General features: G+C 48.6%; 13 protein-coding genes. 4 read left to right on the top strand and 9 right to left on the bottom strand.

From position 1 onward, the window contains the following. Window positions 1–89: 89 nt before the first annotated feature. Window positions 90–260, top strand: coding sequence for a hypothetical protein (locus BDE27_RS19360; protein WP_167450541.1), 171 nt, complete (start codon window positions 90–92; stop codon window positions 258–260). Window positions 261–326: 66 nt separating this feature from the next. After that, window positions 327–593 carry a helix-turn-helix domain-containing protein gene (locus BDE27_RS04185; RefSeq protein ID WP_099130990.1) on the top strand — a complete coding sequence of 89 codons (267 nt, stop codon included), beginning with the start codon at window positions 327–329 and terminating at the stop codon, window positions 591–593. A gap of 635 nt (window positions 594–1,228) precedes the next feature. On the opposite strand, the gene BDE27_RS04180 is transcribed toward BDE27_RS04185, so the two are convergent. The 9 genes from BDE27_RS04180 to BDE27_RS19225 form a co-directional block, all read right to left on the bottom strand. Continuing rightward, a complete protein-coding gene (locus tag BDE27_RS04180; RefSeq protein WP_099131205.1) occupies window positions 1,229–2,257 on the bottom strand; it encodes a tyrosine-type recombinase/integrase in 1,029 nt (342 codons plus the stop codon). Window positions 2,258–2,336: 79 nt separating this feature from the next. Further along, window positions 2,337–3,368 (bottom strand): TraI domain-containing protein, encoded by a 1,032-nt coding sequence (locus tag BDE27_RS04175; RefSeq protein ID WP_099130989.1) that lies wholly within the window; start codon window positions 3,366–3,368, stop codon window positions 2,337–2,339. Window positions 3,369–3,596: 228 nt separating this feature from the next. Further along, window positions 3,597–4,286, bottom strand: coding sequence for an N-6 DNA methylase (locus BDE27_RS04170; RefSeq protein ID WP_099130988.1), 690 nt, complete (start codon window positions 4,284–4,286; stop codon window positions 3,597–3,599). Between the two features lie 100 nt (window positions 4,287–4,386). Continuing rightward, complete coding sequence (locus BDE27_RS04165; protein ID WP_099130987.1) at window positions 4,387–5,310, bottom strand: DUF1281 domain-containing protein; 924 nt, start codon at window positions 5,308–5,310, stop codon at window positions 4,387–4,389. A gap of 89 nt (window positions 5,311–5,399) precedes the next feature. Further along, window positions 5,400–5,708 (bottom strand): TA system toxin CbtA family protein, encoded by a 309-nt coding sequence (locus BDE27_RS04160; protein ID WP_099130986.1) that lies wholly within the window; start codon window positions 5,706–5,708, stop codon window positions 5,400–5,402. A gap of 16 nt (window positions 5,709–5,724) precedes the next feature. After that, window positions 5,725–6,267 carry a hypothetical protein gene (locus BDE27_RS04155; protein WP_099130985.1) on the bottom strand — a complete coding sequence of 181 codons (543 nt, stop codon included), beginning with the start codon at window positions 6,265–6,267 and terminating at the stop codon, window positions 5,725–5,727. Window positions 6,268–6,391: 124 nt separating this feature from the next. Then, entirely contained in the window at window positions 6,392–6,853 is a 462-nt protein-coding gene (locus BDE27_RS04150) for an antirestriction protein (protein WP_099130984.1), read from the bottom strand. A 96-nt stretch (window positions 6,854–6,949) separates the two neighbouring features. After that, the gene (locus BDE27_RS04145; RefSeq protein WP_244208686.1) at window positions 6,950–7,543 is read right to left on the bottom strand and encodes an antirestriction protein; all 594 of its coding nucleotides are present in this window, start codon (window positions 7,541–7,543) and stop codon (window positions 6,950–6,952) included. Window positions 7,544–7,844: 301 nt separating this feature from the next. Then, window positions 7,845–7,982, bottom strand: coding sequence for a type VI secretion system baseplate subunit TssF (locus BDE27_RS19225; RefSeq protein WP_143707505.1), 138 nt, complete (start codon window positions 7,980–7,982; stop codon window positions 7,845–7,847). 459 nt (window positions 7,983–8,441) lie between these two features. Between BDE27_RS19225 and BDE27_RS04135 the strand changes: the two genes are divergently transcribed. Both BDE27_RS04135 and BDE27_RS04130 read left to right on the top strand, forming a co-directional pair. Further along, window positions 8,442–10,088 carry a ShlB/FhaC/HecB family hemolysin secretion/activation protein gene (locus tag BDE27_RS04135; protein WP_167450540.1) on the top strand — a complete coding sequence of 549 codons (1,647 nt, stop codon included), beginning with the start codon at window positions 8,442–8,444 and terminating at the stop codon, window positions 10,086–10,088. 29 nt (window positions 10,089–10,117) lie between these two features. Further along, window positions 10,118–15,241, top strand: coding sequence for a DUF637 domain-containing protein (locus BDE27_RS04130; protein ID WP_099130981.1), 5,124 nt, complete (start codon window positions 10,118–10,120; stop codon window positions 15,239–15,241). Window positions 15,242–15,245: the final 4 nt, after the last annotated feature.

The following is a 15,245-nucleotide window of genomic DNA, read 5'->3' as shown; positions in this document are numbered from 1 at the left end:
AACAAAGATTGATTTAGCCGTCCGTATTCTCCCCTGAGTTTGTGCGCTCATGAGGGGAGTTATAGCCGTTAAACTTAGCCGTTCAGTTATTGAGTAAGCTAAAGCAATCAGTTAAAGTATTCCCGCCATTGGCACAATCCAATGGTCAAGGTTTAGCAGCCTTGTGCGCTTATACACTGGTAAGAATCTTTACCAGTGTGCCTGCATACGCCTTTTCTATGGCGGTTCAGGCAGGGGAGACTCACGTCTCGCCGGAGTAAGCGCCGGTCTGCTAACCCTGTCTGAATCGCCACCATCAATATTAATTAATGGAAGGGGTAGCAGGAATGAATAACAACATTAGAACTGACTGGCATCAGGCCGATATCATCGCAGCATTACGTAAACGCGGTACAACCTTAGCGGCGCTCTCCCGTGAGACGGGACTCTGTTCATCAACATTAGCAAATGCACTCAGCAGACAGTGGCCTAAGGGCGAGTGGATTATCGCGAATTATCTCGGTATCCATCCCTCAGAAATCTGGCCAAGCCGTTATTTTGATAAGCAGGGTCAACTGATTGAACGTAAGGTTCGCAGTAAACCACAGGAATAACCCGCTTCAATTTGTGATCAACGTCGTAAAAATGAATATTTTTTATCTTAAGCCCTGAGCGTAAAATGGCAGCCCAATTTGACCATTTTTAACCCTCACGGCTTTTTTGCTTTAAGATGATTAAAAAGCGCACAATGAATGATATAAATAAGCAAAATCAGTTAGATAAAAAAGAAAAGGTAAGCAAAAAAATCTGGGGGCATTAAAAGGGGCATAAAAGGAAAGTCAGGTTATAGACTTTGTATATTCAACAAGTTACAATGATTTTCGATTCCGCCTCCGGCACCAAGTTTCCATGCGGGTTTGTCGTAGATTATTAAATTCCCTGACAAAAGCGCAAAAAAGAATCAATCGTTAATTAAATGTTAAAGCCTAATCAGTTCAATTTGTACTGTTTAGTCGATAAGAACATTTAAGACAAGATGACAGGGTGGCTGTTTTATCAGTTGCCCTTTTCTTGTTTAAGGTAATGATTTCAGTAATTGATTCTGATGTCAAGTCAGGTGAAAACTTCACGACGGGATACCGGATCAGCATGAACGCTTTTTTCCATCCCATCACTGTTGATGCAGGGCAGCTCACGCTATCTCCTCCTTAATCCATCCTGCGATCTGCCCTGATTTTTTTAATCCGCTTTATTCCTTCTCACCGGCAGGCTCATCAGAACGATCGGTGTACAATCCCAGCTCCCGCTCCAGTGTTTTCCCCGTCACTTCCATATCGAGATCAATGTACTCCATCGTGGTCGCGACATTACGATGCCCCAGTAATCTTTTCACCAACGGCAGGTTCCGATCCGGCGCTTTCATCAGCGTCGTGGCCACGGTATGGCGAAAACGGTGAGGCGAGACGGCAAAATCACACTCCCTGGACAGCCGACGAAAGAAAGAACGGAGCTGTTGTTTTTCCCGATTGATATCATATTGGTAACGGGAAAGCCGGCTGGGGTGCGGCACACTTAACCGGCTGAGATCGAAAATTGGATCGTGGCCTTCAGCACCGGCAGCCATCGCCCTTGCCACGAGTTGTGCCAGCCAGGGTTTGAGTTGCGGAATAATCGGTATCTCCCATTCACTGTGGTTTTTACTGCCTTCCAGCCCCAGTTCAATATAATTGCTTTCCAGGTTAATATCCCGCAGCCGCAGGTGCAGTAACTGGTTCTGGCGCATTCCCGTAAAGCGCAATGTCGCCAGCACGGTTGACCAATACCAGGTTGGGTACAGCGCACACCGCCCTCCCCGTGGCATCACGTCGGTTCTTTCTTCTTCCGCAAACTTCCCCATCAACAGGTTAATACGGGTTATCTGCGGCTGACTCAAAATCTTCTTCTTTTTCTTCTCTTTTTTAACCACGGCGTGGTTAAACGGGTTTTCGGTGTGGGGCAGCAATTTTTGCGCCATACCGAAATTAAAAATCGCCCGCAGGTGGGCTACCTTATTGTTCCAGGTATGGCTCGACTGCTTTTTTTCCACCAGAAGATGGCGCCGCCACCGCAACACATCCCGATGAGTGATCTGCGCCGGTGATGCCGCTTCCCCCATAAACCGGATAAAACCCCGTGTGACCTTACGATAACTCCATTCGGTATCCGGTCGCAGGATATGTGAAAAAAAGTACTCTTCTAATAGCGCTTCCCAACTGTGGGCTTCTGCTGTGTGCAACATATTATTTTTTCCTCGGCTCATCCTGCCGTTTCCTGTCCAAAAACAATTCGCGGCAATAAAATAAAAATAACTGTTTGAATTATTTATCTTTAAATGATGAACGCTGGTGACTGTCAGGGGCAATACTTTCTTTCTCCCGTTTTGACCGTTTGGTCAGTTTTGAGGCGGGGGGGTGACTTTTTCCCTGATTTTGCGGCGAAGATCCATCAGGTGACTGAAATAAGGATAATAATGTCAGGGTATCATCAGACACGGATAGCGGTGGGGTTGTGATTTCACTGACAGGCGGCGTGGGTATCGTTTCCGGTACCGGATTATATTCGGAAGAGCACACCGCCTCCTTCGCCGGAGATGGAGAAACTCCCTGTTTTCCCCGCAAAGGGGAATGAACCTGCCCGGCAGCGTCCTGAAGCAATGTATCTATCAGCGGAACAGTGGAGGGACACCCATTGAGATGCTGCATCAGACAATGCCAGACTGCCGGTACACTCACCAGCCACATCATGGCTTTTTCTGGTAACAAACAGGCAGCCAGCAACACTTCCTGCGGAACCGACGGTATGTTCTCCGGTGCGCGAAAACGGAAACGAAACGGTTTATCGGGGATACCCATGCCCGGTTGCCAGACATGCCCGTCTTCCAGTTCTCCTTCGAGCTGCCGCAATAACGGCAGGTGGTAAAACAACGCCGCCCAGAACACCACCGCCTGCCACAACAGGCTCTGTGCCGCCTGCGTTTCGGGTGCCGCCCCCGGTGGTAACAGATGCCCTTTCGCCAGCCGCACGGCACAGGTGGTAAATTGCAGCGTCAGGTCGGCAAATCCCCCTGCCCCTGACCAGTCACCTTCCGACGTAGCGGGTACTTGCTGGACACTGCCCAGTAATTGCTTCACCGGTGCAAGATAGAAACGCTGATACAGCCCTTCCGGCAAGGCACTGTTTTGCCATAATTGCTGAAGACACTGGCGGCGCAGGGGCGTTGCCAGTAACTCGTCAGCCGATTGCGGCCGGAAATAGCCCTGGCTGTCACGAATAGCGGCCGGTTGTTGTTCGGGGGATTTTTGCGGTGTGGCAGACTGGCGGGCAAAATGCGATTTAAAACGTTCAAACATAGTTTTTCCTCTTTCGGTTCAAATTGGGTTCAGTGTCGGTGGATCACAATCGGAAACAAGGAGAAACTCTTTTTGCGGAAATGAAAATTAAACTGACCCGATTCATCCATGGATTCATTTACCGGGTCACTTTAATTCTAATTATAAATCAATGCATTAATACTACTCAAAAGTAAGAAAGCGCCCCGAAAGGCGCATGAGAACAATAGAATAGATACTGAGAAAAATTCAGGCTGCCTGTGGCTGTTGATGCTCCCGTAAACGGTTCGACCAGTTACCCAGATAATGTGCCGGTGTATAGCGGGTTCGCTGACTGCCGCCATCATGCAGGGCATTGCCAATGGTGACCGCGGCCGGAATGCCGGTCAGGGCAAGCTGGATGTAGGCCATCACCGCGGCCAGCGGATCAATATCAATCGCTGATACCCACAGACTGCATAACGGATCATGCCCCTGCGCTCTCAAGACGTCGGCAGCGGCCAGCGTCATACAACCCGCCCCACAGGCCGGCTCGTACAGGGTGATAAAGGGTTTCTCCTGCAAGCGTGCAGAGACATCCTGCAACTGCATCTCCGCCATCATTCTGGCCACGCACCAGGGGGTAAAAAACTGATTAAGTTCTTTATTACCTAAATCAAGCGCCATAAACACACTGCCCAGAAAATCACCGGGTTCCTGCGCCAGCCCCAGCACGGTACAGGAAAAGAGTTCTACAATCCGGTCAACATCCTCCCGTTCGTACTTATTGATGGTTTTCAGGTAATACTGCTCCAGCTCCTCACAATAATGGTATTTATTGTGAATGGCGGCCATCGCACAATTGCAAAAGTCCTGAAAAACCTGATAACGACGGTGGTCACGTGCCGTCTGGTTAAACAAAGAAATAAAGGCTTTCTGATAATCGGGTTGAGATGCCATCACCTGTTTTCCCTGAAGAAAAAAAGAGAAAAAGGAAAACACGTCCCGAAAGGGGAACGTGCTTCCCCATTCGGTTGGTATAGTTTAAATAAGCAATGCGTTACTGCCCAACGGCAATGGCCGGCACGGGCAGGTTCACCGCCCGTTTGTCATCGTTGACCAGATAAAGCGCAGGCCGGTTCTCCCGTCCTGACAGCCCGTTGCCACTGTCCACATGCTCGCCCTGGTCATAGCAATCGTAGCCTTTGAGGCTTCCTGACGGTTCGCTGTACCAGTGGCGGATTTCACAGTCAAACACCGATGACAGCTCGCCCATCAGTTCGGCCGAAGGCGGTGCCCAGGGGGAATCAAAGCGCACGGTTAAGCTGCTGACATGCCGGCGCTCCCAGCGGACATGGTGACCCAACGGCCATTCCATACCGTATTGCGCGTCGTAAAACTGCGCCGTAGTCGCGATGCCTTTCAACAAGCCACTGTTGCCGTTAATCTCGGTGGCAAGACGGGTCGGCATTATCATCAGCATATCGCAGGGCTGCGCCGATGCCGGGTAAGTGTTCAGCTTATCCCAGCACGCGCCGATATCGATAGTTTCAGACCAGCCCACCATGCCAAACCAGTCGGTATACTGGCGGGTCAGGAGACGGGTGATAATGTCACGCGCCGGTGCCGGTACGCTTTCCCAACGCAACAGGCTGAGACAGGACTGGCGGTACAGGTTATCGGTCCGTTTAATGTTGTCACTGTTTAACGGCACATTATCCTGCAACAACTTAAGCCACTGTTCAAAAGCCAGGTTCTGTGCCGTCGGCGCCGCCGTGCCGCACACCAGTGCCGGGTAAGGCGCATAGGTTTGCGGTTTAGTCGGTTTCAGTATCCCCGCACAGCCGGCCAGAAACAGCCGCAGGCTTTGCTGCATTGCCTGGCGGTAACGGGGGATTTCTTCCCCGCAGACCCATTGCTGCATCACGTCAATACACACCGACTTACCGGTGATGTCCAGTTGATTAGTATACCATTCTGCCATGGTCAGGTTCCTCATTGGATGAATAAGCATAAACCGGAGGAACCGCGCCATCAGGGCACCGCTCCCCCGATGGGTGATTGAAAAATGGGTTATTCGGACTGTGACCCGGTGTCCTGACTGAGCAGCGTTTCGGTAATACCGCTGTCGAAAATCACCCTCAGTTCATCATGAATACCCAGATACGGTGTACTGCTCTGGATACCCTGCGCATTCAGCCGGGTTAAATCGTATTTATCCACCAACGCATTGATGGCTTCAAAGGGCTGGACGCCACTGGCCATCAGTTCAGCCACTGTGTCAGCATCACACAGGGCCGTATCATTCAGGTTCAGGCCAAAATGCCGTTTCAGCAACGTGCCGGCAATCACCTGCCAGACGGTTAGACGTAAAAGTGCCATAGTGATACCTCACACATTAGACGCTGACTGTCGTGCTGTGCCGGAGAATATCCTGCACTTCACGGCACTCGTGATAACGGGGTGAAACCCCATGCAGCGACAGTAAGTGCGCCTCATGCCACAATGCCCGGGCGGCCGGGATATTCTGCCAGCCCTGCTCAAGTACCGCCGACTGACACAATTGCTGTTGCCGTTGTGCCAGTGACAGGCGCTCTGAGGCCAGCGTCACCGGCTGTGCCCAGACAATCTCGTCATAAAACCGGCCACCGAGCACCTTTCTGTCCCCGGCGTCATAAATCATGACGGTCAGCGGAAAAAACACACACGCCGCCTGACCGGATGAAGTCTCCGACACCGGCCAGTCCCCCAGTAAATGGATAACCTTCAGCCGCTGCACCACCTCCATAACCGAGAAAGCTTCGCACACCGCCAGGGTTTCCGCCCGCAGAGACGGGGGCATTTGTGGGGGTTGCATCAGGCCGGTGACCTGGGCAGTAAAAATATCTTCACGTAAGGCCGGGTTGGTTTCAGCCGGCACGGGCAGAAAAATCGGGTTCATCGGTATTTCCTTGATGGAATGTCAAATAAAGAAAACACCCGCCCGATGCCGGGAAGGTGTTTTCAGCTCCCTGGTCAGGCGCTTAAGAAAAGAGCAGGGTTAACAGCGACATAGGCCGATAACCTCAATGATTATGATTTTGATTTTCGATTAATGACGGGCTGATAAAGTCCTCGTGGAATCTCGATGTCATGACTGACTCTATCAGGCCATTTTCCGGATGTTGCTTCGCATATTCCCGCAGTTCGCGAAACCGACAGGCATCCGCATTCAGCTCATTCAGCGCGGCGATACGGGCAAGCACGATTGACGTCACCGCCAGCCCGAAGGCATCGGCTGAGAGTGTCACCGTTAACTGCGTGTCCGACAGGTACACCGGATAGTTTTTCGCTGATGTCGGCACCATATAGGCCAGCGACTCAGACACCTGACGGCCTGTCCATTGCTCAGACGGGTAATCCCGGCATAACGTTGAGGCAGTATTGACAATCAGAAATCCCAGAAACAACCGCTCCAGCGATTTTTTGCCGGGAAATGCCGCGGACAGCGCGAGACTGTCCAGCATGATAAGGTCACCTTCTTGCATGATGTTCTCCTGTAAATAAAAAAGACGGAGAACACCCTGCCCGACGGGAAAGGAATTCCCCGTCGGGTGACTGGCATTGTGCCAGGGTAGATTAAATTATCGCCACGCCCCCGCTAAACTTAAAGCCGCCCGGATACACGGGGCCTGAGGGTGTTGCAGCGCATATTCCCGCAAATCACACAACCGTTCAGCGATTTCATCCTGCTTTACCAGTGCCGTCAGATAGCCCAGTACCGTCAGGGTGACCATCAGCCCGAACGTATCTGCTGACACCTCGCGGTTAAAGTCAGTGGTCTCGATTTTGACCCCATACGTGTCAGCACGGGTCGGCACGGCATAGGCAATTTTGTCGGACACTTTCCGGCACTGCCAGGTATCACACCGGTAATCCTCACACAGCGTAACCGCCGCTTTAATGACCGAGTGTTCCAGCAGCCTCAATTCCAGTGGGCTACTTCGCGGAAAGACGTCCGCAAAAGGGGACAATTCAGACGCCGGTACAGCATGCACCGTTGTCCTGGTTTCGTTTTGTTGCATGGTGGACTCCTTTAAAATAACGGAGAACACCTTGCCCGACGGGAAGCATGTTCCCCGTCCGGGTTGACTGGCTGGGTTGCCAGCGTGGATTAAATAACCTTCATCATCAACAAAGATGATATCTGCTTCCAAAGGTGGGCAGATGTACCACACAGTGTGTACTCCCTTGCAGGTTACGGGAGTGTGGGTGTCGCTGCCCGAAGGTGATCCTCACAAGCGACCGGATCATATGTAAGCCTGACCACGCTAATAAACGAAAATAATAAAGTCAACGGGTAATTCATTTTCCGGGACAGAAAATAAGGCCAAAAGTGTGATGGCCTCAGTTGCTATCAATATTTTGATAATACACCTGTTTAATATAGCGACCTCACCCATCTCCGTACCTGGCCTTTTCTCTACTGCTATGTTTCTTTGGCGTCCCCCAAAATAATTAGTAAAATGGTTGCCATTCTTAAAATCCTTGGATATCCGGATCATTGGGATGCTCCAGAAACTTGGCTAAATGTGGATTTTCGGCGGCGGCCAACTTCATCTTTTCTCGCAGATAAGCCAGTTCTTGCAGGTACAGAGATTCCTTGTTGTTTTTCATTTTTCTCACTCTTCCATTTTCGATCAATTATTAATCGGCACTTCATCGATAATATTTATAAAAAAATGAGTGAAGGGCTGCATTCGATATCTTACAAATTTAATTATTAATTTCTTTAATAATATGCAAATTAGAAGGATGGTCGAGTATCAGGCTTATTTTTCAATGACGGTTGGTATATTAAATTTTGTTATTATTGTATTAATATAAATAACAGATAAACACACTCATTTTTAAGCTTAATAAGTTTAAGTGATAGTAAATATATTATTTTTTAATATATTTGTGGGTTTATAACCTGTAAATATCACTTTGTGATTTAGGCCATATTTACAATCAGATAATAGATATCAAAATAGGCAATCTCGCTTTTTATAAATCATTATTAACTGATTAATTAATTCGACTATGGCAATAGGAATATTTCACAAAATAAAAGTTGGGTTATTGGGTTGGGCTGTGTTTGTCATACACACCGCACAAGCCGACGAATTTCTCATTAGTCATCAAGCACAAGAGTCGCGTCTGGAGTCTTCGTCAGCGATACTTGATAGCCAGCGTCAGCAGCAAAAAACATTGCTGGATGATGCCCGGCAACAGCGGGAGGATTTACGGAAAAAATCGGTTATTCCTGAACAGACAATGGAGAGTGAACCGGCTACTGATACTCAGTGCGTCAACATTAACGAAATCCTGTTTCAAGGCGCAGAGTCCTTGACCGTATCTGCGCAGCACACAGTGATCCAGCCCTATGTGCATCGTTGCGTGACGCTGGCTGAACTTAAACAATTAGTGCGGACAATCACCAACACCTATATCACAGAAGGGTATATTACTTCGCAGGCACACTTACCTGAACAGAGTTTGGCCGATGGCAAACTCCACATTACGGTAATAGAAGGCAGGGTTGATGCCATTAAAATTGATGGAAAACCGCCCCACATGGCAAAGATGCTGTTTCCGGGGATAGTGGGAAAGATCCTAAATTTGCGCGATATTGAACAGGGACTGGAGCACCTTAATCGTCTGGCTTCGTCCCGTTTCACTATTGAGATCAAACCGGGTACACAACCCGGGTACTCTACAGTACATATTCGGCAGCAAGCCCGTCGCTTTCCGGGCAGGGGACTGATCAGTGTCGATAACAGTGGTCAAAAAGGAATAGGCGAATATCAGGCCAGTGCCGAATTGGTCTTGGATTCCCCTTTGGGACTGGGGGAACAGTGGTCATTTTCCTGGTTACAGGATACGGATTTTAGGCCAATGCATCATAGCCGCAGCCTGGCATTGTCCATGAGTATCCCCTACGGCTATTGGACGGCGCGTTATCACTATTTTTATCATACCTCGCGGCAAGAACTGGCTATCATGGGGGAAAATTATCCCTATGACAGTGAAAACCAGACACATCAGCTTGATATCACTCACACTCTTTATCGGGATGGAAAACAAAAATTGGGTTTACAAGCCGGTGGACGCTATAAGGAGGTGAAAAGTGCGATTGCGTATCAAAAGCTTTTTTTAAGCAGTCCGGTGATAAAAACAGCCTATATTGGCTCCCAATACAGTACCCTATTGGGAGGCGGTTATTTTACCTTCAGACCCACCTTTGAGTATGGAAACGCGGTCACATCCCCTCCTCTCGCAACCCGAAACACCTTCCGTAAATTCAACTTAAGCAGCAGTTACTATTACCCTCTCTCCCCCAATACTGCGTATTTAACCTCATTTTATGGGCAGTTGACTCCCGATGATTTGCCCTCCCCTGAACGGTTGTCTCTGGGGGGGGGGTACTCAGTACGTGGATACAAAACACAATACTTGAGTGGCAACCAGGGGTTTTACTGGAGACAGGAAGTCACCCATCAACTTGACGTTGGCCAGATTGGTGCACTGACGTTCATTGGTGCATTGGATTATGGCCATCGGGTTGGGCAGCCTCGTTATGGCGTAGCAAAGGCCCATTTATTGGGCAGTGCTCTTGGTGTCACGCTGACGCAACAGGTGATGTCATCTCAGCTAATGATTGGCAAACCATTGTATTACCCGCACACCCTAAAGCCTGATGCGTGGTCGCTTTATGCCAGCGTCTCATTCGAATTCTAAGTTAACTTCGATAATAAAAGGTATCCATTATGTCTGAACAACACTCACCCAAAATGAAGTACCTGATTTATCTGATCACTTACCTGACTGCGGTGTCTCCACTGCATCCGGCAATAGGAAAAACCAATCCTGATGCCCACGGACTGCAAGAAGGCGATATTGTGAAATACCATTACAAGGACTCGCTCACAGGTGCTGAAAAATTTGTCCCTGTTATACATATCCCAAAACCAAATGCGGCAGGGGTCAGCCATATTTATTACGGTGGTTTTGAGGTCAAGGGCGGTGCCGAATTGGTATTAAATAACTCGAACACAGAAACACAAACCGAAATGGCAGGGAGAATTCGGGCGAATCCGAACCTGATTAACGGTAAAGGAGCAAACCTGATTATTAATGAGGTGATGGGTCCCGACCCTTCTAATCTGACGGGGACTCTGGAAGTGGCGGGTCAAAAAGCTAGTATCGTCATTGCCAACTGGAATGGCATTACCTGTGATGGTTGTCGTTTTCTCAATACCACGGGGGTGACATTAACGACCGGGGAACCGATGATTGATAAAAATGGGGCACTGGCGGCCATCGGTGTGAGACAAGGGCACATCACCATTGGCAAGGATGGATTGGATGCACAGTCAGCAGATTATGTTGATATTATCAGCCGTGCAACAACCATTAACGGTGTAATAAAAGCCAAAGACCTGTTGTTGGTACAAGGGGCTAACCTGTTTGACTTTGAACATGGGAATTTCCCTGTCAAAGGGAGTGGAACAGTCCCCAAGCTTGCCATTGATACACGGGCGATGGGGGGGATGTATGCCAATAAAATCAGCCTGGTGGGAACGGAAAGCGGCGTTGGCGTTAACCTTGCCAATTTGACCACTCACCAAGACGGCATCCGTTTGACGGTGGATGGCAAAATCACCCTTGGGAATGCCAACGCCAAAACCGATATTAATGTGAGTAGTAAAGACATTGAAATAGCGAAAGACAGTCAGGTCAAAGCCGGGAAAGATATCACATTAGCTGCCAATACCCTGAACAATGCAGGTAAGGTGATCTCAGGCGGTGATATGCGTTTATTTGTTGATCGTTTGGATAATCAAGGGGGAGAAGTTAACCTGATTCAAGCCAATCGCAACCTGTGGCTGCAAAAAGACTGGGTGGGCAATCCAGCGAGTTGGGTTCGCAACAATAAAGGGACACTGCAAACCCAATATGGCGATATCGTCATGCGCACAAAAGAATTCAGTAATATTGAGGGTGGCCTTCTCGCTTCAGGGGCGAACGCTTATATTAATGCCTCGAACCTCACCAACAAAAATACCAGCCAGTTAAGTGCACGTAATAATCTTATTTTAACCGGTAACAACTTTTTCACGGGTAACCATTATGACTGGACAGTATATAAACAACTCACATCACTCCAGGGTCATAATATTGTTGCCGATTTTAAAAATAGGTTCGATCTATTATCGGGCATGACCTCAATCATCGGGGGAAATATCCTGCTTCATGCCGGTGAAATGACAGGCCCCGGTCACCTTAAAGTGAAAGCAGAAAATGAGCTGTCAGTCGTCGCTGATCGTAACATAGATATTTCCCAAGGAACGATGCATGCAGATAATAATCTGGCATTGGTTGCAGGAGATAATATCCAGATTGATGCTGCAACGTTGACAGGAAAGAAAGATATTGAGCTTGTTGCTCGCACAGGAAATATCATGGTGAAAAATGGTATTACTGCGGCTGATAATAATTTACAGATGTTAGCGGGTAATAATATCCAGATTGTTGGGCTTCCGTCAAATCAGGCAAATAACATCACGTTGAATGCGGGAAATGCTATTGATGCACAATCCGTAAAATGGGAAGCAAAGAGTGATCTGACATTAACCGCGGGCAGATACCTCAATGCAAAAGATGTGGTATTGAAAGGGGATAATGTTGAGTATGTCGTGCGTGAAGGAAATATCACAATAGGTAGCGGTTATGAACCCTCCATTTCAGCCACTAAAAATTTACGGATGTCTGCGGGTAAGGATTTGAGTTTCTACACGGCGACTCTGCCCAATGCATCCTATAACCTGACATTAAGCGCCGGCCATAACCTGGATGTTACCCCCCCACTTCCTGATTGGAATGTTGGTCCACTGAAGACGACGGGCAGTATTAGTTTGTTTGCGGGCAATGATATTAAGCTACTCAGGAGAGAGATTGATGCCGGACAACAAGTCACGTTGAGTGCAGGGCGTGACATTGATATGCATGCACATCATGCACAAGATGTGCCTTTAAGCGAAGCCAGCGCCAGAATTTTGGCGGGTAGCGCCCGTATTACTGCCGGCGATCACCTGCAACTGAGTGCTGGCAGGGATATCATTGGCCGGTTTGCTACATTAACCTCAACCAGAGGGGGTATCTCCGTTAACGCGGGGCAAGACGTGGTTTTCCTGGCGCAAAAATATTCACCTGACCACGCTTCAGATTATAAATCCTATGCTGCTGGCATCAGCACCCTTAATGCCGCCCAAAATCTTACCCTCTCTGCTACAGGGAATTTATTAACCTATGGCTCAAGCCTGACAGCCGGGCGCGATATGACGCTCTCCACGGGCGGGAATATCCGCTTAGAGTCGGTACAGGAACATATCGAAGACGGCAACCGTGAACGCTTCACACAACGTGTTAGCCAGCTTAAGAGTGGCGGTGCATTAACGATGCATGCCCAGGGCAGTATTTTATTTCAGGCAACCGCGTTGATGGCTAAAGGGGCAATGGATATTGCTGCCAAAGGGGGTTTTCTCTATGCGCAAGCGATGGAGGAGTCATATAAATGGGAAGACAAGGAAAGGAAATGTGGCGGCGTTTTAATCTTCAGGAGCTGTAAGGAAGCAACCCGGATAAAACATAACTCAACGAGTAAACCGGCTGAGTTTATTGCGGGTGGTGATATTACCCTGATGGCAAAAGACGATGTGACATTGGAAGCGAGCCGGATCGACACCAACAAAAACGCGAAAATTACCAGCCAAACAGGAAAAGTAAACTTCAGGGCGATGCCAAATACCGCGTTTGAGCGGACTGTCTCAGTATCAGAAGGTTTTTTTGTTACGCATCGCGATAAAGGTAGCAGTGAGGAGGTATGGTCCATACCGTCAGTGCGTGTTGGCGGGACATTGACGGTGGATGCAGGGCAAGGTGTCAGTGCGGATGTAAAAGCCAAAGAGGGGCAGTTATTTGAAGATGCGTTGGTGAGGCTTGGCAATACCCCGGGAACCGAATGGCTGAAAGATCTGAGCAATCGTAATGACGTTCAGTGGAGCATGGTTAAGGATGCTTACAGTAGTTGGGACAAGAAAAACCAGAGCCTGAATCCGGTTGTTGGCGCTGTGATTGCGATTGCCGTCGCAGCGGTAACAGCAGGTTCAGGTATGGCTGCCTGGGCGGGAGAAGCTGCGGTGGGAGCGACCGGGGCAACAGGAGCCGCTGCGAGTGCAGTTTATGGGGCGACCTATAGTGGCATGATAGGGTTGACTTCACAGGCTGCGGTTGCCTTAGTTGAAAATCAAGGCAATCTCTCCAAGACACTGGAAGCCTTAGCAAAACGTGACTCCGTAAAATCTCTTGTGACGAAAATGGCGATGGGGGGGGCATTGGCAGGTCTGGATCATTCAATGGAGTGGGGAAACATCGCAGAAGAGACCGGTGTTGTTGATCCCGCAAAAGCCCAGCTTCCTTTAGTAAATAATGACTGGATTAAAGTAGCCCAGCGCGTTGCCGCGCATTCTGTCGTGAGTTCAACACTGGGAACAGCCATGAATGGTGGCAGTTTTACGGACAATTTGAAGACGGCATTTTTGAACAATATTGGGGATCAAATTCAGGCGCAAGGGGCCAAACTGGTTGGTGATAACGGGGAAATTTTGGGACATGCAGGCAAAACGCTCAGTCATGCTGTTGTCTCAGGGATCAGTGCAGAAATTGCAGACGGGGATGTTAAAGGGGCTGTCGTCGGGGCTTTGGCGGCGGAATTTGCTGCAATTACAATGGAAAACAGGTTGTTTGAACCTGCGTATAAAAATGAATCAATACGCCAGCTTTATAAAATTCAGGAAGCACTAAGGGGAAATGAAGCCAAGGCTCAATTAGCTAAGTTTATTGGCGCATTGTCGGGGGCATTAATCAGTCATACCCCAGAAGGGGCTTATCAAGCCGCGAGTACCGCAGAACTGGTTTATCGTAATAACTGGACTGAACATATGTGGTCTTGGCTGGCGCTTGAAAACCAAAAAGACATGCTAGCGGCAACGAAAGGGGATAACGCCGCCGCTGAACGTGTTGCTGCCCGGCGAGATGCAGCGATTGCTGTGACAATCACGGCAGCAGGTGGCTATACTACTGCTATTGGTGGACATATATTAGTCGCCGGCTCTGCAAGATTGCTCACTGCGGGGCGTGTCGCTCTTCAAAGCTGTAAGGCCAATCCTTTGTTATGCCTGAACCAGGCGTCAATTGCAGCTCTTGATGCAGCAGCACCCGAAGCTGCTATAGGTACGGGTGTTTTGACAAGTAGCTCCATCTTGGTTCTGGGCAAAAGCAAAGAGAGCACGCGTGCACTGGCAAAAGCCCTGAATGAATCAGGAGAAACTTTCTCAAAGACGGGTAAATTAGAAGGGAAATCGGTCTCCCAGATCGTTCAGGCTGAAATTAAGAATGATGCGCTGTCAAAACCGACTCTTGATGCCCTGGAATCAATCAAGAGAGCACACAAAGAAAACGTGTTTAAAATTTTTGACAGGAACAATACTGAAAGTGAGTTGACGGTCTTTGGACAGAAATTTAAACAAGTGTATGGTGATGGGGGAAGCAACGCATCAGGTACTGTTAAAGTATTTGAAACCCAAAAATTGACTGAACAGAATATCCGCGCTTATGCTGAAAGTTTAACAGGTGGCGTACCTCTTACGCAAGTTCCTAATAAAGCTGGTGTTTATTTTGCTAAACTTGCTGATGGTAGCACCATAAACTTGCGTGCAGTTTCAGCCAGTGCAGATAAAACCAAGGCACGCTGGACAGTTGAAATTATACGCGATAAACAATTTCAAGTTAGTAATGATGCTAAAAGAAACGTGGAAATAAAGTTTAGGTAAGGGG

It is taken from the genome of Xenorhabdus ehlersii (assembly GCF_003610465.1).
Lineage (GTDB): Bacteria > Pseudomonadota > Gammaproteobacteria > Enterobacterales > Enterobacteriaceae > Xenorhabdus > Xenorhabdus ehlersii.
The sequence above is the reverse complement of the archived record's forward strand: the minus strand, read 5'-3'. Positions and strand labels throughout refer to the sequence as shown.